Genomic DNA, 21,231 nt, shown 5'->3' on the forward strand with positions numbered 1-21,231 from the left:
GTAAATGTCAGAGAATAATCAGAAGAACACACAGCAGGAGAATCCGGAACAGAACGTGGGACGCCTTCGTCAGGTAAGACGTGATAAGCTCGCTGAACTCCAAGCTCAGGGCAAGGATCCCTTCGTAATAGTGAAGTATGATCAGACCCACCATACCAAGGAGATCAGGGAGAGAGCTGAGGAGCTTGAGACTATCCTTGAAGTAGGCGAAGATGGCAGGACCATCACCCCTGAATGGGATACTATCCCTGCTGATAAGATCGTATCTATCGCAGGCCGTATGATGAGCAAGCGTGTCATGGGTAAGGCTTCCTTCTGCAACCTGCAGGACAGAGACGGCCGCATGCAGATATATGTATCCAGAAATGACCTGGGCGAAGAAGCATATGCTGATTTTAAGAAGATGGATATCGGCGATATCATCGGTGTGAAGGGCTTTGTATTCAAGACCAAGACCGGAGAGCTCTCAGTACATGCAAAGGAGCTCACACTCCTGTCCAAGTCACTGATGCCCCTTCCTGAGAAGTTCCACGGACTGACAGATACAGAGATCCGTTACAGGCAGAGATATGTAGACCTGATCATGAATGAGGATGTAAAGGAGACCTTCAAGAAGAGAAGCGCTATCCTTCGCGAGATCAGGAACTTCCTGGCAGGCAGAGACTTTATGGAAGTAGAGACTCCCATGCTGGTAGAGAATGCCGGCGGCGCTGCAGCCAGACCCTTTATCACTCATTACAATGCACTGGATGAGGACAGAAAGCTCCGTATCTCCCTGGAGCTCTATCTCAAGAGACTCCTGGTGGGCGGTCTTGAGAGAGTATACGAGATCGGCAGGGTATTTAGAAATGAGGGTACAGATCCCAGACACAATCCTGAATTCACCCTTATGGAGCTCTACCAGGCATATACAGATTATGAAGGTATGATGGAGCTCACAGAGAGCATGTTCAGATATCTGGCTGAGAAGGTATGCGGTACTACACAGATCCCTTACGGCGATCACATCATTGACCTGGGCAAGCCCTTTGAGCGCCTGACCATGAATGATGCTATCAAGAAATATACAGGTGTGGATTTTGATGCTGTAAAGAGCGACGAAGAAGCCAAGGCTATCGCCGATGAGCACCACGTAGAATATGAGGATCGCCACACCAAGGGCGATATCATCAATCTCTTCTTTGAGGAGTTCTGCGAAGAGAAGCTGATCCAGCCTACATTCATCATGGATCACCCCATCGCTATCTCACCCCTCACCAAGAAGAAGCCCACAGATCCCGAGAAGGTAGAGCGCTTTGAGCTCTTCATCAACACCTGGGAGATGTGCAACGCCTACTCCGAGCTCAATGATCCCATCGACCAGCGTGAGCGCTTCGCTGCTCAGGATGCCAATGCGGCAGCAGGCGACGAAGAAGCCGAGCACACCGACGAAGACTTCCTCAACGCCCTGGAGATCGGCATGCCCCCCACAGGCGGCATTGGTTACGGCATCGACAGACTCTGCATGCTGCTGACCAACAGCCCAAGTATAAGGGACGTGCTGCTGTGGCCTGCGCTTAAGAGTCAGGATAAATAAGGAATTATAAATAACACAAGTGAACGAGAGCCATTCTTGAAGAAATTCAGGAATGGCTCTTTATATAATGTTCATAGGATAAACAAAGTAAAAAACAACAAAAAAGAGTACTATTCCAGGAAGAGACGCACCTGGGGAGACATTGATCCGGTAACAGTGTTGCCGGACGGGGCTATTGACATGTCTATCCTTCGATGATAGAATGCAATTAACCAAATGGTTAATATATATTTGGGGGATGGTGGTGGTCATTATTGAAAATTACATATGCGAATAAAAAGGTTGAAAAGTATTTTACCGATTATTCGAAGATGAAGAAAAAGCTACCGTTTGAATGGGTACGTGCAATAAAGAAGCTTATGGATCAGCTAATTGCAGCAGATAATTTTGGGATATTTTTATCTCTGGGGTTGGGAAAGCCGGAACAGTTATCTGGATATAAGCAGATTACATATTCTTTGCATGTATCTGCAAACGTACGGTTGATTATAGAATTAAACGCAACACAAGACACGGTTATAATTTGTGAAGAGATTGAAGTGGAAGGGGTGAGTGATTATCATGGCGACAAAGATAACTGGTATATCCCGTGATTTGATTATTCATCCGGGAGAAACGATAAGCGATATTCTTGAAGAAAGAGGAATAACTCAGGCGGAGTTGGCTGCGAGAACTGGAGTGACCCCGGCATATGTTTGTAATGTTATAGCAGGAAAAAAAGATATTTCTGCTAAGTTTGCTTTTGCATTGGAATATGCTCTGGGTGTATCGAAATCCTTTTGGATCAATTTGCAGGCAAATTATGATGCTGAGTTATTGGAAGCTAATGAGGCAGAAACAATCACTGAAGAAGAAAGGGTAGCAAGAAGCAGCTTAAAGGATATTGTGAAATATCTAAGAGAAATTGGAAAGATGCCAATTAGAGAATCTATGGATGATTCGATTCTTTCTCTAAGGAAGGCTCTTCAGATGAGTAATATAGCCAACCTTAAAGGGCTTGTTCCTGAAGGTGCTTTAAGAATGTCTTCAAAATTCAAGGTAGATCCGTATGTGATGGGTGCATGGATTAGACTTTGTCAAATTGCTGGAGAAAAACGCAATGTTAGCACGAAGTTTGATGTTGAGAAGATTGATGAACTCGTGTTCAAAGCAAAGACAGTCATGTGTAATGCAGGAGAATCCATACAAAAATCACTGACAGATTTGTTTGGGGAATATGGAATAGATTTTTCTGTTGTTAGAAACTTCCGTGGGGCTCCTGTTCAGGGATTTATATCGAAAAAAAACGATGGTACTTATCAAATGATTTTGACTATCAGAGGTTCCTATGCTGATATCTTTTGGTTTTCATTATTTCATGAATTAGGACATATTGTTAATGGCGATGTTAACAGTTCCATTAATTTTATTGATTATGATGAAAACGCTGATATTGAGATAGGAGCTGATGATTTTGCAAGCACAAGACTGATTGATTCAAATGCTTATGAGACATTTGTGAGACGTGCGGATTTTAGTCTTAGCGCGGTCAAATTGTTTGCTGAGAGTCAGCACATCAGACCATATATAGTAATCGGGCGGCTTCAACGCGAGAAGCTGTTAGAATACAATCGCTATAGTTCTGAAAAAGTTCGATATAAGTGGGCTTAAATTTGTAGTGTATACTTGAATAATTATGAAAGGGCATCGACTAAGATATTAGCTGATGTCTTTTTTGATACAAAAGAATTTTGAAGGGAGAGATTCCACTGGCAGGGAGAAAACCCTCATTCATGAGTACCAAACAAAAAGCGCTTACAATAATTATACCGAAAAGAGAAATGAAAAATGATCAGAAAATGATAAATAGATTTCAACTCAGCAAATAGTTATACCGAAAAATATGATTAGAGCCGGTACTAATACTGGAGATTTTATAAGTGTTCGGTATAATTCACACTTCGGTATAACGAAAAAGCGAAGACACATTCTAAAACATATTTGGCAATTTATATGATAGATCACTAATAGAAGTAAAAAGCGAATAAAACTTTTTGTACGGTTGCATGCTTGTATCACTCGAAAGTGGCTCGCAAGAAATTAAGAGTTCTAATTGTGATTGTATACTTCCCAGTGATATAATTAAATGGTGTTTTATCAATGTTTATCATGTTTGTCGCTTACTTTGACAATGAGAAAACGGAGGACATATGGGAGTATCGTATAACAAGCTTTGGAAACTTTTGATTGATAAAGGAATTTCTAGAGCAGAATTACGCAAGAGAATTGAGCTTGCTCCTAACACTTTGACAAAACTAAATAAAAATGAAGAAGTAGCTTTGACTGTTTTGGAAAGAGTCTGTAAAGAGTTACATTGTGACTTCGGAGATATTATCGAATATATAGAAGACCAGGAGGATTAATAATGGCAGCAATCAATGACTTAATTGCTTAGGTTGCAGATGAAAGTCTGCGTGATAAATTGGAAAGAGAAGTCAATAAACTTGCCAAACAGAAAAAGTTTGGTTTGGTTTTTGAAAGTCATTTACCTGAAGTAACACCGCTTTATGATATGCCGATTAAGGTTGGCTGCAAGGTGATGCTTCGGGATAGAAGTGAAAATAAAACTATCTATATTGCATTAAAGATTAACGAAGAAACAGTTTTGTGCGGAACAAATTCTGAAGAAGAATCAGTAGAAATATCTAAAAATGATCTTGTTAGAGTGGCAGAATTTGGGGAATCAATTTATCCATATTTAAAACCAATCGATTCTGTGTGCAATGCTCCTGATAGTGATTTGTGGCATACATTGATTGAAGCAGATAATTATCATGCGCTTCAGTTATTGGAATATTTATATGCTGGAAAGGTAGATTGTATATATATTGATCCTCCTTATAATACAGGGGCAAGGGATTGGAAATATAATAATGATTATGTGGATGGCAATGATGTCTATAGACATAGTAAATGGCTTTCAATGATGGAGAGACGGCTTAGACTTGCAAAAAAGCTTTTAATCATCCAGCATGTGGGCGGATAATAGATAATAAAAAGCAACATATGAGGAGAAAGGTATGTTTTTGAGTGGTATAGAGTACCCAAATCAGATATTGGATGCGATAAAGAGTGGTTCCTTAGTTGTTTTTGCTGGTGCAGGAGCGTCAATGGGTGCACCTACAAACCTGCCCAGTTTTGAGCAATTATGTAATCTGATTGCTGAAGGTACTTCATTTGAAAGAAATGGAGAAGCGTGCGAAGTTTTTCTTGGGACATTAAAGGCAAAAGATATACCGGTTAACGAAACAGCGGCAAAGATACTGTCTGATTCCTGTAAGACGCACAATGCCGAACATAAAGCAATAGTAAACCTATTCCTCAATCCGCAGGATATAAAGATTGTTACGACAAACTATGATCAGATGTTTGAGCAGGTTACAAGCGGTTTCAATATTCCTGTGTATGATTCGCCCGCTTTGCCTCTCGGGAGTGATTTTGCAGGGATTGTACATATTCATGGTAATGTAAATTGCTCTCGCTATATGGTAGTAACTGATGAGGATTTTGGAAAGGCTTACCTTACAGACGGGTACGCGTCCAGATTTTTGACACAGTTGTTAGATTCGTACACGGTCATTTTCATTGGATACAGCTATAATGATACTATCGTGAAGTATCTTACGCGAGCTATGGCGCGCGAACATAAGCAGAACAGATATGTATTAACTGATAATAATGCTCAAAGTTGGAGCAATTTGGGCATACAACCGATTATGTTTCCGAAAAATGCTTTTTCCAAAATGGTAGAGAGTCTAGAAAAACTCGGTGAAAGAGCAAAGAGAAGTTTGCTTGAATGGAAGGCGTATTTAAATGAAATTGCCAAGAATCCTCCGCGAGATCAAACAGTCGGAAGTGAGGTTGAGTATTGTTTAGAAAGTACTGAACGAGCTCAGATTTTGGCTAATTGTATAGAAGGAAATACGTTTTGGATAGATTATTTGGATAAGCAGAGTGTATTTGATAATCTATTTAGTAATCATAGTAATATTATTAATAGCAATTTTGATTTGATTTGGGCGGATTGGTTATGTAATAAAGTCGTTGGGAAAGAAGATGTTCTTTTCTTTAAATTGTTATTTAAGCATTCGAATGTCGTTTCTGCAAAACTTGCAGAGAAGATTCTTTGGCGTTTGGAAGAAAACTCATTTCCAATCGACAACATAGGCGAGTACATAGTATTATGCGAAAAATTCTTTCAATCTCCGCATCAAGTGTATCGTTTGATTGAAAGGTGCTATGAAAATGAACAGCTGCATTTAAGTGAATTACTTTATAAAAAATATTGGGGAATAGAAATTACGCCGGTAAGAAAATACTGGCTTAATGAAGATGTTGTGTATTCACATAAATTCTGGGGGGAAACCTGGGTTACAAGAGAGTCGTGGAAACAATGTCAGTGGGGAACTAATAAAGACTATTCCAAGGAGCTTTTGTCATTTTTTAAGGCTAAACTAGATGAACTCTTTTTTAAATATAAGTGTATTAGTTCATCAGCTGATGCTGTGGAGCCTTGGGACCTATACATGCATGTAATCGAAGATAGGGAGGAAAATTATCACGAAGAGATGGTTGATTGTTTGGTGGAACAGATGCAAGAACTATGTCAAACAGTCGAAAGTTTTGATGCTGATTTCCTTCGCGGATATATTATAGAAGGTCTACAGTCTCAATCTATTTTTTCCCGAAAGATATTCCTTAAACTATTACGTGAAACTAATGTATTTACAGCAGATGAAAGTTTTGATCTGTTTGAAAAAGGAGATTATTTCAATTTTAAAGTTGGAAAAGAACAGGTATTTTTGTTGATAAAAAAAGTCTTTGTTGATTTATCTGAAGAAAGGAAAGATCAGATAGTAGACCATATTGAAAGAATAACGCCCCGAGAAGATGACAATGAGTATGAAAAATACAACTGGTGCGTATGGATAGAATCATTCTGCCCAGCTAATACCCGTATTAGCACTATGAAAAAGGATATTCTTAGCCGTCATAATTATGAACCAGAACCACATCCAGAATTGGATATGTATATGTCTTCTTGTTCATGGGGATCAGATAGAAGTCCGTATAGCGCAGAAGAGTTGAAGGCTTTTGGCTTCGAAAGGGCTTATGAAACAGTTCTTGAATATAAAGACGACAATTTGGTAGAAGTGAATAGATATGGCTTACTGGAAGCTTTTTCAAAAGTTATAAGAGATGATTATTCCTGGGCGTTTCAGATTTCTTCGTTGTTGAACAATAGTGATGCTGACAAAGATCTATGGGAGTGTTGTTTTAGAGGGTTCCAATCCGAGTCTTTTACTGTCATTGAAAGCATTGAGTTGATTGAAGCATTGATACAAGGAAAGAATTCCGCTATGTATTCTTCTGAAATAGCTATGCTAATTTGGAAAACAGTACAACGCGAATCGTTCAAAAAAGAATACCAAAAATATGAAGGGCAGATGTTTGGGCAAATTGAAAAAGTATGGAGCACACGTACTGATGAGGAGGTTGAGTGTCAGCGAGTTATTGAATATACGCTTAATTCTACAGTTGGAATACTTCTTCAATCATTAATTTATCTCATTTCATACAATGAGAATAATGAATTAAAAAAGGAGTATAAGGCTTTTTTGGAAAACGCATTATTGATTACTGGTTGGGAACGCAAAATAATAATCTGTGTTATTGCAGGTCATTTTAATTTCTTATTCTATAGAGATAAATCTTGGGTAGTCAAATACTGCGAACCAATGTTAAGAGGAAAGGACGAACAAGATTTTGCACCTGCATGGGAAGGAATTGTATGGTTTTCTCGCAGTCTTAACCGTGATGTCGCAGATGCAATGTCAAAGATATATTATGAAGCAGTTACTCATATTTCTTTGTTGACGGGAGAAGTGCGGAAAGGACTATTGGAACTCTACTTAACTTTGCTAATATATGTTATTTCAAATCCTATATCTAAATATGTTCCAAGGTTCTATAAGTACGCCTCGCTTGAGGACAGGGTAGAGTTTTTGAAGGACATTGAGCATCGTCTTTGGAATATGGAAGACAGTATGCAAAAACAATGGTGGGATTCCTGGTTAAAACGATTTTTTGTTAATTTGAAAGAGAATAATAAACCTGAAAAGCCTGCCGATAGTGAACTAATAGTCCTTCTGCAGTGTGTTGTGAAGATGAAATCCATTTTTCCAGAAGCGGTTGATATTATGACAAAAGGCTATCTTCCACCAAATGTCGATGACATGATCTTTTATGAAATGAAGGAGAATGGGAATGCTTCCCTGTATCCTCAAAGTACAGCCAAATTGCTTATATCGCTTTTGAATGCTGGAAACTCATTTAATCGCTCTGTTTTTTCTATACGCGATGTAGTCAAAGATTTAGTAGGATTATCACCAAAAGAACAAGAGGGTTTGGATGAAGCTTTGCTAAAACAAAACATTCAAGTATAACGAGCTAAAGAATAAGGGATTTACAAACGTTAAGCTGAAAAGGACTAATGATGAAATAGAAGAACTAACGCACATAAATATGAGGAGAATAAGTTATGTCTTTAGAGAATGGTAAACCAAGGGATATAGATTATAATGGGGTACTCAGTTATTTTGAAAAGAATCAGGAAGTTCCATATTTCAATCCTGACAAACCTGGAATTAGCAAGGCAGCTAGAGAACAAATGCTTGCAGTAAAAGAAGGCGGGGAAAAAGCTGTTGCTGAAATGGAAAAGATGGCAAAAGCTTGCATGGCTGAATATAACTTGGATAAATGTTTGCCCATAGCTTGGTTGGACAGTTCTAATACTAAGACGAGAAAATATCTTGTAGCTCAGATGAAATATAGTAATTACTCGGAAGACCCAACCAGCTTATCCATTTTCGTAGAAAAAGACGGAAATCAGTTCCCTAGATATAGAATTAGTTTGGATATAAAAAATGATGGTGCCAGCAAGGAAACAATGGAAAGATTTCATTCTTTTTTAGACTTACCCATTGATAAGAGTTCTGGGCTCGTATGTGTGCATGGCAGAAATGCTTGGGGAAATCCTGAAGTCATAGATAATGATCAGAGTGAAATTCGGGATAGGATAAGTAAAAGAGAACTAAGAAAAGTACAGCTTTGTAAATATATCCAACGGGCTGATGATGAGTCGAATGAATACTATCATGATGAACTGATTAAAGCTGTGGGAGAACTTATACCTTTTTATGAGCATGTTCTAGGAATTGAAAAACCTGTCTATTGGCCATCTAAAGAAGAGTATGATCCTGGAATTACTATTGAAGATTGGATTGACATACTAAATAAACCAGATTGTACTACTGATTCAATCCTTCAATTACTAAGTGCCATGGTTGATATTGGCGGGGAAGCGACATGTACAAAACTTGCTGAGATATATGGCGGAAATCACAATACTTACAACGGAGCTGGGCAGGATTTAGGAAGACGTGTTCATAATAATTATGGGATTCCGCTATGCAAAGATGGAAATGATGAAAGATTATTTCCGATTTCATTTGTAGGAAGGTATGTAAATGAAAATGGGAATAAGAGATATTCCTGGAAATTACGCGATGAATTATCAAAGGCGCTAAAAACCATAGATTTACCAGACCCTAAAAGGGGAAAAGAAAAAAGTATGAATACATTTGGACTTAATACGATCCTATACGGACCTCCTGGAACAGGTAAAACTTATAACACTGTTAAATACGCTGTTGCAATTTGTGATGAAGTTCCAATAGATAGCATTGTTGATTATGCTGAAGCTTTAAGGAGATTTAATGAGCTTAAGAGGGAAGGACGTATAGCATTTACGACATTCCATCAATCATATGGTTACGAAGAATTCATAGAAGGTATTAAACCAATAATGGTTTCTGATGCGAGCTCAAGCGAAAAAAAGGATGTTAGTTATGACATTATACCTGGTGCGTTTAAGGAGTTTTGCGACAATGCTAAGAAAAAGGTAATTGATACGAAATCATTTACCATTGAAGAAGGAGCTGTTGTTTGGAAGGCAACTGTACTAGATGAAGTCCGTCAGGATTGTTTTGATAACAATCGTGTAAGAATCGATTGGAAGATTAACTCTGCTGGTGCGTCTGGGTTTGTAAATGATATTACTAGGGGGGATATTATAATTACCACAGACAGGAATCGAAGACGTATAAATGGTATAGCTATAGTAACTTCTGATGAGGCGTATGAACTGGATGGAACCGAGCATAATGTGACTACAAGAGATGTTAAGTGGCTCGCCAAAAATATTGATGTGGATATTACTGATATTAATTCTGGAAAAATGCTTCATAGAATGACAGTGGCGAGAGTACCTTTTATGTCTACTGATGATATTGTTGCGCTCGCTGTAAAAGAAAGTGGTGGCTTCGAGGATACAACAATAGAAGAAAATACCAAACCATATGTGTTTATTATTGATGAAATTAACAGGGGTAATATTTCTAAGATCTTTGGAGAACTCATAACACTGATTGAGGAATCTAAGAGAGCTGGTGCAGAGGAGGCAATGACTGCAAAACTCCCATACTCGGGAGAACTCTTTAGTGTGCCAAAGAATGTATATATTCTTGGAACCATGAATACAGCTGACAGGTCAATAGCATTGATGGATACTGCGCTAAGACGAAGATTTGATTTTGAGGAAAGAATGCCGGATGCAAATGTCCTCGAAGGCATAACTGTAACGCATGATGGAGTAAGTGTAGATATTGCGGAGATGCTGCGAACAATAAATCAGCGAATTGAGTATTTATATGACAGAGAGCATACAATCGGTCATGCATTTTTCATTAAACTAAGGAAAAAACCAACGCTGAAAGTTTTGGCAGAGATATTTAGAAATAATGTAGTGCCGCTTTTACAAGAATACTTCTATGAAGATTATGAGAAGATTCAGATGGTGCTTGGTGATAATGGCAAGTCATCTTCTGATTATCAATTCATCAAAGATGAAAAATTTGAAGCGCGAGATATTTTCGTAGGAAATATCAATTATGACAACCTGGACATAATTGAAAAGAAGTTCAAGATTCAGAGCAGTGCTTTCGATAAAATTCAAAGCTATAAAGAAATCGGTAGAAATATTTAGGAGAAGACGTGGGACATTTAGTAGAAGTAAAAGAGTTTGATTCGATAATACAAAAAAGTGATTATTCGGATAACAACTTTACATGTCTTGATGAGCTGGAATTTGGATGGCTAAGAGAATTTGCAGAGAACTATTCATCTGAAGATGATAGTTCAGATGCATTGGACTTTATGCGTGTTTATTTAAAGAAACCTTATGGTTATGTGGTTTCTGTGAAAAACTATGTGGGTCTTATTCAGCTTAAAAATGGATTCCAAGTTCAGATACTCCCCAAAATATCTTTTGATAATGGGGAAGATAGTGGAAATGAACGAACAAAAAGAGTTTTTTTGCGGATGCTAAGGAGTATGCGAGATTTCCCTGGAAAAGTCTTCAATGAAGCTACATTAAGGGCTGATCGCATGGACCTTTATGAGCTTTTTATTAACATGTATCTGCAGGAAGTACGTCAATTGATTAAGCATGGACTTAGATCTTCATATGTTTCACAAGAGGATAACCTTAGGTATTACAAAGGAAAACTTATTGTTGGCCAGCATGTAAGATCTAATATAGCTCATAAAGAGAAGTTTTATGTCGCATTTGATGAGTTTCATCCTAATCGACCGGAAAACCGCCTGATTAAATCTACTTTGATGAAACTTCAAAAACTTACTTCAAGCGCTGAAAATTCAAAAGAAATGAGACAGATGCTTTCTCACTTTGAGATGGTTGATCCATCTGATAATTACGAGAAAGACTTTTCAAAAGTTGTTATTGATAGGAATACAAAAGACTATGAAATGCTTATGAAATGGTCTCAAGTATTTCTTATGAATAAAAGCTTTACAACTTTCTCGGGTAAAACTGATTCCAGAGCCCTTCTTTTTCCAATGGAAAAAGTATATGAAAGTTATGTGGCGAAGGAGATGAAAAAGGCTTTTGTGCCAGACGGATGGTCTGTATCAAGTCAAGACCGTGGATATTTTCTTTTTGAAGAACCGCACCAACAGTTTGCATTAAGGCCAGATATTGTTATGAAACGCGGAGCTCGTACCATTATTATGGATACAAAATGGAAATCTCTAGCAGATAATGAATTTAAAAATTATGGGATAACGCAGGCTGATATGTATCAGATGTATGCGTATTCCAAGAAATATCATACACCTGAGATATGGTTACTATATCCAATGAACGATGAGATGCGTGGGCATACTCCTATAGAGTTTGCGAGTAGAGATGCGGAATCAGAAACGCATGTGAATGTACATTTCATTGATTTAGAGCATATTGAAGATAATTTAGATGAATTAAAAGCAAAATTATATTAGGGAGGTAAATAGATGGCTGTTTCCGAAGATATAGCCAATAGGCGCGATTATTTGGTAGAATGGCTTAAACCAGAACTTAAGATTTTGCCAGTAACAATAGATAGTGAAAATGATAGTGTTTTTGTGAGACTTCAAGATTTATTGATTTGTGGAATTCAGGTGAGTGATGAAACTTACCGCATTTTCAATGTCAGTAATGAGTGGTCAAATGAAACTACATATCATTGTGAACAGGGTGATGATAAATATTGGTTTTATTATTTAGAGTCGGCTGATGAGTGCATTTCAGAGTGTAAACGGCTAGTGATTTTTGAAGCAAAAAAAGGAAACGCTCGTGACAATAAAAACTATAGCTCTTTACCTATAGAAGACGAGTATTGGCAAAATAAGCTCCGTGATTTGTTGGGAAATACTGTTAATGAAAAAAAGTCTGGGTACAAGCATGAAGCAGGTAAAGATCAATTTCGTTACGAATGCTATGGAACTGGCCCGGAAAATAGGATGCGTGTGTATCTGCACAATGCAACTGCAAAAGATCCGGAGATTATTTCAGTTTGGATAGGTCAGAATGTTGTGCCGTCTGTACATATCAATCCTGGCAAAAGAAATATGAAATCCTCTAAAAAAGAATGTAACATAAAATTTAGAATATCAACTGTAAATCGTCAAAAGGATATAGATGAAGTTTTGAGTTTTCTTGAAGATATAATGAATAAGCATGATGAATTTGGAACAGTGTAGTAAATATAATTACAGGAGAGAGCGTTAAATATGACTATTTCTGAAAATATAAAAAATAGACGCGACTATTTGCTTGAATGGCTTAAGCCTGAGTTAGAAATCTTACCCGTTGCAGTGTACAGTGATGATAATATAGTGATGGTTTCTTATCAGGAATCCTTGATATGCGGGGTAGAAATTCTTGATGAATCTTATCGGGTATTCAATGTTTCAGATGAGTGGAAAGAAAAGACATCATATCATTGTGAGCAGGCTGATGATAATACTTGGTTCTATTATTTGGAATCAGTAGATGAGTGCATTTCCCAATGCAAGATGTTGGTCTTCTTCGAAGCAAAGAAAGGGAATAAGAGTCAGAGTAACGTTGACAAATCAGGAACCTCTATTGAAATTATGGGTAAAGAACTTGAGGTGGTTCGTAAAGAGTTTATTGGACTAAATAGTGTGCAAAGTAAGCGAAGGGCCCGAGAGCCGGAGTATTTCAAGCTGTATTATGCAAATGAATTTATTGGAGAAATCTGGGATGATCCGAAAGGACCTACTCTTTGGACAAATACAGTATCAATCAAAGATAAGAGTGAAGCTAAGATTTTACCAAGGCGTGTTACTACCAAGACTCCAGATGTGCTATATCTAAAAGAATCGAATTCAGATGCGGGGTTTCACTATACGATGCTAATATCCGATTTTGATAAAATACCCGATGCCGTTAGGCATTTGATACATGTTATAAAGGGCATTGACGACTGATACTTTGTGTTACTGTAAATATTAGAGGCTCCTATAGATTAAGCAAAGGTCCACCTAGATTAAGTTGAGTGCATTTGTGAAGGTTGTAACAAGGAGCTAAAGCTTAAGGTTAGAAAAATATATTTATAGGAATAGGTGAATAAGTAACCTGGTATTTTTAACGGACACCTCACCGTGTAGTATAGAGTCAGAAGCAAACAAAAGCATTTCAGCAGGGCTTTGATTTTGAGTGGTAAAATGACTGGAAGTTAAGATTATAAATAATAAATAACATCTCTCGCACACCAAAAAGGATATAACAAGAATTAGACACCGAATAAATAAACATCCGGTGTCTAAAAAAATCAGTTATACATCAATTCCTTTATGCTCTTTATATCCTCAGCCATATTGTCACTTGCTTCTCTTATGTCTATGGCATTTTGAATGTTCAGGAAATACTCATATGAAACCCCAAAATATCTCCCTAACCGTATTGACGTATCTATAGTAATCTTTCTGTTGCCATTAAGTATTGCCTGGATCCTGGATACGGGCACGTTTATATCTTTTGCAAGACGATAAGCAGAAATCCCAAATGGTTCCATAAATTCTTCTCTTAAAATTTCACTTACTGTTGGCAACTCAATCCTTTTATTCATAGTAATAATCTCTTTCTGTATAGCGTGAATCCGCTATATATACATAATAGTTAATTATACCTTTTATCAGCTAATTAAAAAGTCATAATAAAAACTTATTAGTGATAATCTACTAGTTCTACATCGTAACAATCGTTACTTTTAATCTTAAAGCATATCCTGTATTGGTCATTAACCCGAATACTTACCTGACCAAGTCTGTCTCCCTGAAGATGTTCAAAATGGTTTCCTGGCGGTACTCTGAAATCTTTATAGTCTTTAGCAGCATCAATCATTATAAGCTTTCTTAATGCTCGTTTTTGGATATCTTGCGGAATTCCCTTTACATATTCTTGATGAAATATTGATTCCGTGTCTTTATCTGCGAAACTTTTTATCACATTTCTCCTCCTCCTCCCCAACAAATTTTTAGAAAAGCTTTTCTATATCATTATTATACCCGCTTCGCATATATACGTCAAGCGGGCATAATAATTTTATCGAGGCACACAATAATCAATCCTGAATGGTCATGGCAAAACCTTTTGATTATTTACTCATACAGCCTGAATATCTGTTGATTCCGCTGATGTCGCAGGATGCGATGTCTCTTGCGACGCATCTTCCTGCTGTATTGGAGAGCCCTTAGCCTTTTGCCGTTTACAAAACCATGAAAATGAAGTATATGGGTGGATTTTATGGATTTGAAGTGGCAATTGAGAAGGCAAAAGAGTATGTTTTGCTGAGAACCAGGGATAAAGAGGAGGTATATTTTTTCTCTGGAATGTTTATGGTATTATATTGGAACGGGATGGTGTCGTAGATTCTTTTTGATAATAGAGGAGGCAACCATGGACATTTTTGAAGTATTTGTGGATATGCAGGCTACTGGTGATAAGATCAAGCAGCTTCGTAAACAGAACCACTACAAGGTATTTGATTTGGCAAATGCGCTGGGGCTTGAATCAGAGCAGGCAATTTATAAATGGCAGCGCGGACAGTGTTTACCTAATGCAGATAATCTTGTAAGACTTAGTATATTGTTTGGGTGTCACATTGATGACATTCTTGTTCATAACATGACAGCTGGAGAGGACGAAAGCCCTCTTCTTCCTTTATGTGCATGATTTTCATTGCTTCAGTATTCAAGCATATTATTCGAAATATAAATTGTGATCTTGAAATATAAAAATGTTCAGAGGGAATATATGAGAGAATTATTGTTATTTCACCACATGCCTGACCCGTGAGGAGGTTACTTGCCTTTGATACTCCTTGCAGGGGAGGTAAATACTTATCGAAGGTGGTGAAACTAAATATGTCAAGAAGCAGAGCGTACAGAAGAGATATGAGAAACCGGGCTATTACGCGCAAAAAGCGGGTAAGTCATGATGTTTATGGCCTTGATTGGTTTAGAGTTGATGGAGCATATTCCAAGGGACATATAGGCTGTGGATGCAGAATGTGTAAGTTCACAAAATTTTATGGTATTCCTCTTCCGTATGAGGCTAGAGATCGAGAATATGTAAAAAAATATCTCGAGGAAATGAATTTGTAAACCTTGGATTGGGGTCGGCTTTTTTATGTGCCGACTCTATTTTCATATACTCTTTTACTGATTATATGAAATAATAAAAAGTAGTAAACTCTCGTATGTTTTTTAGGATAGGGATAAATGAATAAAAAGATTATTATTATTGGTTCGGCTATAACAAAATATGTGTTATCTACTTTTGATCCTGATTATTTAAACTCTGTGTTTGGAGGAGTAATAGATATTGATGATTTGGTAGATCAAGTAATTTTGGAATGTATAAAGAAAGCTTTTGATTCTACCGAGGAAAAGTATTCTTTAAGACATTATTTGAAAACTAATGGAGACGAATTTTCAGATGATGTAAGAATGAGATATAGCAGATTGATGGCAATTGTTAACGAATCCAAGAGAAACGAGGTGGAGTTTATCAGATCATTTGGTGTTGATGCCAATGCTAAAGCAGTTCTTAAAAGCATGGATAATATTTCCGACAAAATAGATGGCTATGAGTTGTCAAAAATGAACTTTTTTGAAATCAATAATATAGGCGACTTGGATTTGATAAAAGCAATTATTAATCACCGAATGCCCGATGTCCACAAAATTGATAATACAAGATTTAAGGAGATTGCTACCCAATACGATAAAAGAGTTTTGTCTTGGAAAGAACTTGCTCAAAATGATGATAGATCAATGGTCTTTTACTCATTGGCGTATTTTACAATTGAGTGGAAGTACGCATTTAATTTTTTGTTTGAATGTGCCTTGGTTATGGAAAAATATCCGGAACTAGACGAAAATGAGGTGTTATCACAGGTCAACATGCTATTTGGATACAAAGACTTTAAGACAGAAATTGGTCATGTTACGACGGACAGCCGAATGGTTGGATACCGTGAAAAACTTATAGGTGATTTTTTCTCTTTTCAAAAATTGCGCTATCAATATTCTGAATTGTTAGGTTTAGTTACCTTGCTAAAAGAAAATATGCTTATAGAAAATGAGCCTGTTGAAAAATGGTTTATAGAGAATACGAATATTAACGACTGGGCTTCTTTTTTTAGGGAGTATGATGTTTTTAAATATGCTACTTTTGAAAAGAACTGGTCAAATAAGAGGATAAGAGCTGTTAGAAAGCTTATGAATTCGATATTCCCAAAAAATCCCGAAAATCGTTCTTATAAGACAGAAGAAGATTTTGATACTCTGATGATGACAATATTAAAGGAGGAATCAGAGTTGGATAAACTGGAATGTTACATTGAGGAATATTTGAATGAAAACGAGCAGCTGTGTGCAAGGATTAGAGATAAGAAATCAGGGAAAAAAGTGGAATTGATTGGAGATTCTTTTGTGAAAAAACATTTTTTACGCTTTTTGTCTCAAGCAAAGATAAATATCAATATTATGCCAACGGTGTTTGAGCCAGATGGTGTAGATGTAGTTGCTGTACGTGGAATAAAAAGAAATGAAGATGATACCTCAATTGTAATAGAACTAACAGGTCTAGGTGCTGGTTACTTATTTGAATAGTAATTGGAGGCGACAAAATGAGTTTTTGGGCTTTTAACGAAAATGGAGACTATCAAGAATATGATTCAAGCACAAGTAAGGTTACATGTAATCATTGTGGAAAAGAATACAGACAGACTGTAGAAGAACAGATTCCTGGATTTCGGGATAAATCATATGATATTTGTCCATATTGCAAACAAGAAAATGGTAGCAGTATGGAAGTAGATTACTATAATCAAAAGCTTTAGGAGACAAGAAATGAGTTTGAATGATATAAGCAAGTACATAGCATTAATACTGCGCCATAAGCCAGAAACCATTGACATTTCATTAGATGAACATGGCTGGGCAAATGTAGATGAACTAATAGCAGGAATTGCCAAGAATAACACTTTTAATATGGCTATGCTTGAGGAGATTGTGGCTACTGACAATAAGCAGAGATATTCATTTAACGAGGATCACACGCTGATCAGAGCAAATCAGGGGCATTCAGTTCCTGTAGATGTTGAGCTCAAGAAGGTAGTACCTCCGGAGATCCTTTATCATGGAAGTGCAGTGAAGTTTGAACAGTCTATAGATCAGCAAGGACTCATACCGAAGTCCAGATTATATGTCCATCTTTCGAAGGACTATGATACTGCGGTTAATGTGGGAAAGAGACATGGGAAGCCTCTAATTTATGAAGTGTTGAGTGGAAAAATGGCACAGGATGGATATGAATTCTTTCTTTCCGCTAATGGGGTGTGGTTAACCAAAGCAGTGCCGGTGGAGTATCTAAAGAAGATAACAAATTGAATTTGTAATAACCCATAACGCAGAACGAGGAGCGTATTCAAGACCATGGACGCCCCTCGTTTTCTTATGATATGTAGGAGACTCTCGCTCCTACATGGAGTGGTTCTATTTTACCATGATTGAAAAATAGTAGAGATAATACTATATTCTTGCCAAACGTGATAACATATAAAAGTATCGAAATTGACTAGAGGAATAGCGCAGTAATATGACAGAGAGAATAATTGATGAAGAAATAAAACTGATTCCGTACTACAGGAATGATGAAGCGTCGCTTCCATGGTACCAAGATTTGGATGTATGTAAGCAGGTAGATAACAGAGATGAGCCTTATGATTTAGAGCTTTTGCATGCTATGTATGATTACTTAAGCTCTCATGGGGATTGCTACTACATAGAATATAAGGGGACATTGGTAGGGGATGTTTCGTTAAGAGACAATGAAGAAGTTGCTATTGTGGTATGCAAAGAGTATCAAAATCAGCATATTGGAAGACGATGTGTTGAAGATATGCTTAAGCTTGCGAAAGAAAAAGGAATGAACACTGTAAAGGCAAATATCTATTCCTTTAATGAGCGGAGTAGGCGAATGTTTGAAGCTGTTGGATTCAAAAAGATAGACGAAGAATGGTACGAATATCAAAGCAGATAATTGGAGTATGTAGCAAGTATTATATGCCAGCATAATGGAGCATGAAGAATGATTTCAATCAAGGAAGAAGAAATAGTAAAGTATTTAAAAGAATCTTACAATCCTATAGCTATTATTAAATTTGGTTCTTTTGCAGATGGAAGTGCTAATGAGAACAGTGACTTTGATGCGTTAGTAATTACCACAGATGTTGAAAAGCATGATTCTTCCGTTGTTGCAGATACTGTTTTGGACGTTTGGGTATATCCAGAAAATAAGTTTTCTTCTGGATATGATCCGGATGAATTTCTGCAGGTATTTGATGGCATCATAATTCAGGATCAGAGAGGATTAGCGAAAAAACTGATAGATAGAGTAAATGATTATATAGATCAAACACCGGCAAAATCTGATGAAGATATAATACAGGAGGTTGCATGGTGCGAAAAGATGCTAGCTAGAACTGTCAGAGAAGATGCTGAAGGCTATTACAGGTGGCACTGGCTACTTATGGATAGTTTGGAAATATATTTTGATATAAAGCATTTGTATTATCACGGTCCAAAGAAGGCTCTCAAATATATGCAAAATAATGATTTAGAAACATTCGATATATACTTGTGTGCATTAAAAGAAATGAATCAAGATAATCTTGCACGGTGGATTGGAGTGCTTAAGGCTCTAAAATAAATAATTTCAGTAAAACGGACTATGAAAGAAAGATTGGGGAATTCAAAATGACAAAAATATATAAGAAAAGTGAGATTACTTTTGCAATCCTGTGGATTGTTGCTTATGTTGTTCTGAGCAGTTTGGCAGATCAGTTTTCAGAGAACATTGGCATTACAAAATCTATAACAGCAGTGCTTCACATAGCAATGTCTTTGATTTTGTTTTTCTGGATTCAAAAAAATAAACTTGGTGAAAAATACGGGTTTTGTAGGTTATCTATTCCAGCAAAACGGTTTCTGTTTTATATACCGCTTATTATAATTGCATCGACAGCCTTTTGGGGCGGAATAAAATTGCAATATGACATATTGGAATCTCTGTTTTATTTCATCAGCATGCTCTGCGTAGGGTTTCTTGAAGAAGTTATTTTCCGTGGACTATTATTCAGGGCAATGGAGAAGGACAATCTTAAGAGTGCAATTATTGTTTCTGCGCTGACATTTGGATTGGGACATATTGTGAATCTTTTCAACGGAAGTGGAAAAGATTTGATTTCGTCCATGATTCAAATTGTATTTGCCGTTCTGGTCGGATTTGTGCTAGTAATAATCTTTTATCATGGGAAGTCTATTGTACCATGTATTTTATTCCACTCTGCTAATAATGCGCTCAAAGTTTTTTCTGCAAATGGAATGAGTAATCCTCTGACAGAAAGGGTAATCAACTTAGTGTTGATTATTGCTGTTTTGGGAGGGTATCTATTCTATCTGGTTAAAGAATTTGGAAATGGAAATAGCTTGGATGCGAACAATTAGGAATGGGGTGATTTGGAGTTTCAGTGGTTCCCGGTTTTTGATTATGCCTGCGAATGCAGAGATGGGGATATGTGGTAATGGATACAGTTGCTTTTGTTGCAAAGCGCATTACTGAAATGGAATCCATTCTAGATGAGGCGCTTAGAAGAATGGATAAGGCGGAGGAGGTACCAAAAGTTCTTTTGGCCTATCAGTCAGAGATAAAGAAGCTTGGTGAGTATTATTCTAGCCAGGATTGGAAAGATGATTATGCTATGGATGAAGATGGACTTTTGCCAAGAGATTTGAAGCGTGGAGTCCTGTCTGAAGATGGAATCTACAATGCGCTTGAGCGGAACAAAGAGTTGATGGAAAGAATAAAGGAAACGAGAATGGTTAAGCATGTGATTTTATGGACGCTAAAAGACGAGCTTTCTGCAGGGGAGAAGGCAACTATTAAGCAGGGGATCAAAGAAGGGCTTGAGGGATTAAAGGGCAAGGTCCCCGGAATCGTTGATATCAAGGTTAACATCAATGGCCTTGAGTCCTCTAACGCAGACCTGATGCTTGATTCAACTTTTGAGAGTGTAGAGGCACTTAAGGGATATTCTGTACATCCTGAGCATGTAGCAGTGGCTGATTCCAAGGTAAGACCTTATACCAAGATCAGAAGCTGCCTGGATTATGAGGTTTAAGGCATGGTAAGGAAAAGTTTAAGGATGGTAAGGGCTTTTCAAGCAGAAACATTCGTTACATGGTTAGGTTCTATCAGCTATATAGAGATGGATCAAATTTGCCACAAGCTGTGGCAGATTTGAATGAGACCATGTATGAGATATTGCTTCAAATGTCGATGCGTGGGTTCTATGGGATTTTTCAGCATTGAATTCTCTGGCAGAGGATAAATATGATGAGCAACCCGGTGAAACATACAATGAAGCGGAGTATCAGGCAATCTACAGTGATGTTTACGAGAAGAGAAAAAAGATTTCACTGATAGATTGGAAAAACTCAAGGCATTGATAGAAGAGAGTGAAGAACACTTTATGTCTAAAAAGAGCTAAATATAATAAAAGAGTAAATATCGGTAATAAATATAATATTACCGATATTTACTTAAATTGATTGCTTATCCAAAT

22 protein-coding genes and 2 pseudogenes are annotated in these 21,231 nt (G+C 37.2%); 22 read left to right on the plus strand and 2 right to left on the minus strand.

Annotated elements, in window-relative coordinates; genetic code table 11:
• The first annotated feature begins 4 nt into the window (after positions 1-4).
• The 10 genes from lysS to G636_RS0109280 all read left to right on the plus strand — a co-directional run bounded on the left by lysS (position 5) and on the right by G636_RS0109280 (position 13,525).
• Entirely contained in the window at positions 5-1,576 is a 1,572-nt protein-coding gene (gene lysS, locus G636_RS0109230; protein WP_026507820.1) for a lysine--tRNA ligase, read from the plus strand.
• A gap of 311 nt (positions 1,577-1,887) precedes the next feature.
• On the plus strand, positions 1,888-2,169 hold the full coding sequence (locus G636_RS0109235; protein WP_242826949.1) for a hypothetical protein: 282 nt from the start codon (positions 1,888-1,890) through the stop codon (positions 2,167-2,169).
• Positions 2,138-3,226 (plus strand): HigA family addiction module antitoxin, encoded by a 1,089-nt coding sequence (locus G636_RS0109240; protein WP_026507822.1) that lies wholly within the window; start codon positions 2,138-2,140, stop codon positions 3,224-3,226. The genes G636_RS0109235 and G636_RS0109240 overlap by 32 nt, the downstream gene beginning before the upstream one ends.
• Positions 3,227-3,765: 539 nt before the next feature.
• Positions 3,766-3,978 carry a helix-turn-helix domain-containing protein gene (locus G636_RS0109250; RefSeq protein ID WP_026507823.1) on the plus strand — a complete coding sequence of 71 codons (213 nt, stop codon included), beginning with the start codon at positions 3,766-3,768 and terminating at the stop codon, positions 3,976-3,978.
• A 59-nt stretch (positions 3,979-4,037) separates the two neighbouring features.
• On the plus strand, positions 4,038-4,601 hold the full coding sequence (locus G636_RS0109255; RefSeq protein ID WP_026507824.1) for a DNA methyltransferase: 564 nt from the start codon (positions 4,038-4,040) through the stop codon (positions 4,599-4,601).
• A 34-nt stretch (positions 4,602-4,635) separates the two neighbouring features.
• Positions 4,636-8,061 (plus strand): SIR2 family protein, encoded by a 3,426-nt coding sequence (locus G636_RS0109260; RefSeq protein WP_026507825.1) that lies wholly within the window; start codon positions 4,636-4,638, stop codon positions 8,059-8,061.
• 95 nt (positions 8,062-8,156) lie between these two features.
• Positions 8,157-10,721: an AAA family ATPase gene (locus tag G636_RS21025; RefSeq protein ID WP_026507826.1), complete on the plus strand. Its 2,565-nt coding sequence runs from the start codon at positions 8,157-8,159 to the stop codon at positions 10,719-10,721.
• Positions 10,722-10,729: 8 nt separating this feature from the next.
• The gene (locus G636_RS0109270; RefSeq protein ID WP_026507827.1) at positions 10,730-12,034 is read left to right on the plus strand and encodes an McrC family protein; all 1,305 of its coding nucleotides are present in this window, start codon (positions 10,730-10,732) and stop codon (positions 12,032-12,034) included.
• A gap of 12 nt (positions 12,035-12,046) precedes the next feature.
• A complete protein-coding gene (locus G636_RS0109275; RefSeq protein WP_026507828.1) occupies positions 12,047-12,775 on the plus strand; it encodes a hypothetical protein in 729 nt (242 codons plus the stop codon).
• 30 nt (positions 12,776-12,805) lie between these two features.
• Entirely contained in the window at positions 12,806-13,525 is a 720-nt protein-coding gene (locus tag G636_RS0109280) for a hypothetical protein (protein ID WP_026507829.1), read from the plus strand.
• A 344-nt stretch (positions 13,526-13,869) separates the two neighbouring features.
• Here the strand turns inward: G636_RS0109280 and G636_RS0109285 are convergent, their stop codons facing one another.
• Together G636_RS0109285 and G636_RS0109290 are read right to left on the minus strand one after the other, a co-directional pair.
• Positions 13,870-14,166 (minus strand): HigA family addiction module antitoxin, encoded by a 297-nt coding sequence (locus G636_RS0109285; protein WP_026497306.1) that lies wholly within the window; start codon positions 14,164-14,166, stop codon positions 13,870-13,872.
• A gap of 98 nt (positions 14,167-14,264) precedes the next feature.
• Positions 14,265-14,546, minus strand: a complete 282-nt coding sequence (locus tag G636_RS0109290) for a type II toxin-antitoxin system RelE/ParE family toxin (protein ID WP_026507830.1) — start codon at positions 14,544-14,546, stop codon at positions 14,265-14,267.
• A gap of 269 nt (positions 14,547-14,815) precedes the next feature.
• Between G636_RS0109290 and G636_RS20515 the strand changes: the two genes are divergently transcribed.
• The 12 genes and pseudogenes from G636_RS20515 to G636_RS21275 form a co-directional block, all read left to right on the plus strand.
• Positions 14,816-14,968 (plus strand): hypothetical protein, encoded by a 153-nt coding sequence (locus G636_RS20515; protein ID WP_196803069.1) that lies wholly within the window; start codon positions 14,816-14,818, stop codon positions 14,966-14,968.
• A gap of 28 nt (positions 14,969-14,996) precedes the next feature.
• A complete protein-coding gene (locus tag G636_RS18010) occupies positions 14,997-15,272 on the plus strand; it encodes a helix-turn-helix domain-containing protein (protein ID WP_026659545.1) in 276 nt (91 codons plus the stop codon).
• Between the two features lie 191 nt (positions 15,273-15,463).
• The gene (locus G636_RS0109305) at positions 15,464-15,703 is read left to right on the plus strand and encodes a hypothetical protein (RefSeq protein ID WP_035779331.1); all 240 of its coding nucleotides are present in this window, start codon (positions 15,464-15,466) and stop codon (positions 15,701-15,703) included.
• 117 nt (positions 15,704-15,820) lie between these two features.
• Positions 15,821-17,215: a hypothetical protein gene (locus G636_RS0109310; RefSeq protein WP_026507832.1), complete on the plus strand. Its 1,395-nt coding sequence runs from the start codon at positions 15,821-15,823 to the stop codon at positions 17,213-17,215.
• A gap of 17 nt (positions 17,216-17,232) precedes the next feature.
• Positions 17,233-17,445, plus strand: coding sequence for a hypothetical protein (locus G636_RS18015; RefSeq protein WP_035779333.1), 213 nt, complete (start codon positions 17,233-17,235; stop codon positions 17,443-17,445).
• 10 nt (positions 17,446-17,455) lie between these two features.
• On the plus strand, positions 17,456-17,995 hold the full coding sequence (locus G636_RS0109320; RefSeq protein WP_026507833.1) for an RNA 2'-phosphotransferase: 540 nt from the start codon (positions 17,456-17,458) through the stop codon (positions 17,993-17,995).
• A 208-nt stretch (positions 17,996-18,203) separates the two neighbouring features.
• Positions 18,204-18,647: a GNAT family N-acetyltransferase gene (locus G636_RS0109325; RefSeq protein ID WP_026507834.1), complete on the plus strand. Its 444-nt coding sequence runs from the start codon at positions 18,204-18,206 to the stop codon at positions 18,645-18,647.
• Between the two features lie 48 nt (positions 18,648-18,695).
• Positions 18,696-19,316, plus strand: a complete 621-nt coding sequence (locus G636_RS0109330; protein WP_026507835.1) for a nucleotidyltransferase domain-containing protein — start codon at positions 18,696-18,698, stop codon at positions 19,314-19,316.
• A gap of 47 nt (positions 19,317-19,363) precedes the next feature.
• Positions 19,364-20,113 carry a CPBP family intramembrane glutamic endopeptidase gene (locus tag G636_RS0109335; protein ID WP_026507836.1) on the plus strand — a complete coding sequence of 250 codons (750 nt, stop codon included), beginning with the start codon at positions 19,364-19,366 and terminating at the stop codon, positions 20,111-20,113.
• A gap of 116 nt (positions 20,114-20,229) precedes the next feature.
• Positions 20,230-20,460 (plus strand): annotated as a pseudogene (locus G636_RS21175) (DUF4298 domain-containing protein); the annotation flags it as partial.
• Between the two features lie 24 nt (positions 20,461-20,484).
• Positions 20,485-20,787 (plus strand): Dabb family protein, encoded by a 303-nt coding sequence (locus tag G636_RS21180; protein WP_026507837.1) that lies wholly within the window; start codon positions 20,485-20,487, stop codon positions 20,785-20,787.
• A 26-nt stretch (positions 20,788-20,813) separates the two neighbouring features.
• Positions 20,814-20,978: pseudogene (locus G636_RS21275) on the plus strand (hypothetical protein); the annotation flags it as partial.
• Positions 20,979-21,231 lie beyond the last annotated feature (253 nt).

Source organism: Butyrivibrio sp. MC2013, assembly GCF_000424585.1.
Classification (GTDB): domain Bacteria; phylum Bacillota; class Clostridia; order Lachnospirales; family Lachnospiraceae; genus Butyrivibrio.

Bases quoted from the DNA above. Each gene is read 5' to 3' on its own strand.
- lysS (WP_026507820.1), top strand. From the start codon at position 5: ATGTCAGAGAATAATCAGAAGAACACACAGCAGGAGAATCCGGAACAG.
- G636_RS0109235 (WP_242826949.1), top strand. From the start codon at position 1,888: ATGAAGAAAAAGCTACCGTTTGAATGGGTACGTGCAATAAAGAAGCTT.
- G636_RS0109240 (WP_026507822.1), top strand. From the start codon at position 2,138: ATGGCGACAAAGATAACTGGTATATCCCGTGATTTGATTATTCATCCG.
- G636_RS0109250 (WP_026507823.1), top strand. From the start codon at position 3,766: ATGGGAGTATCGTATAACAAGCTTTGGAAACTTTTGATTGATAAAGGA.
- G636_RS0109260 (WP_026507825.1), top strand. From the start codon at position 4,636: ATGTTTTTGAGTGGTATAGAGTACCCAAATCAGATATTGGATGCGATA.
- G636_RS21025 (WP_026507826.1), top strand. From the start codon at position 8,157: ATGTCTTTAGAGAATGGTAAACCAAGGGATATAGATTATAATGGGGTA.
- G636_RS0109275 (WP_026507828.1), top strand. From the start codon at position 12,047: ATGGCTGTTTCCGAAGATATAGCCAATAGGCGCGATTATTTGGTAGAA.
- G636_RS0109280 (WP_026507829.1), top strand. From the start codon at position 12,806: ATGACTATTTCTGAAAATATAAAAAATAGACGCGACTATTTGCTTGAA.
- G636_RS0109285 (WP_026497306.1), bottom strand. From the start codon at position 14,166: ATGAATAAAAGGATTGAGTTGCCAACAGTAAGTGAAATTTTAAGAGAA.
- G636_RS20515 (WP_196803069.1), top strand. From the start codon at position 14,816: ATGAAAATGAAGTATATGGGTGGATTTTATGGATTTGAAGTGGCAATT.
- G636_RS18010 (WP_026659545.1), top strand. From the start codon at position 14,997: ATGGACATTTTTGAAGTATTTGTGGATATGCAGGCTACTGGTGATAAG.
- G636_RS0109305 (WP_035779331.1), top strand. From the start codon at position 15,464: ATGTCAAGAAGCAGAGCGTACAGAAGAGATATGAGAAACCGGGCTATT.
- G636_RS0109310 (WP_026507832.1), top strand. From the start codon at position 15,821: ATGAATAAAAAGATTATTATTATTGGTTCGGCTATAACAAAATATGTG.
- G636_RS18015 (WP_035779333.1), top strand. From the start codon at position 17,233: ATGAGTTTTTGGGCTTTTAACGAAAATGGAGACTATCAAGAATATGAT.
- G636_RS0109320 (WP_026507833.1), top strand. From the start codon at position 17,456: ATGAGTTTGAATGATATAAGCAAGTACATAGCATTAATACTGCGCCAT.
- G636_RS0109325 (WP_026507834.1), top strand. From the start codon at position 18,204: ATGACAGAGAGAATAATTGATGAAGAAATAAAACTGATTCCGTACTAC.
- G636_RS0109330 (WP_026507835.1), top strand. From the start codon at position 18,696: ATGATTTCAATCAAGGAAGAAGAAATAGTAAAGTATTTAAAAGAATCT.
- G636_RS0109335 (WP_026507836.1), top strand. From the start codon at position 19,364: ATGACAAAAATATATAAGAAAAGTGAGATTACTTTTGCAATCCTGTGG.
- G636_RS21180 (WP_026507837.1), top strand. From the start codon at position 20,485: ATGGTTAAGCATGTGATTTTATGGACGCTAAAAGACGAGCTTTCTGCA.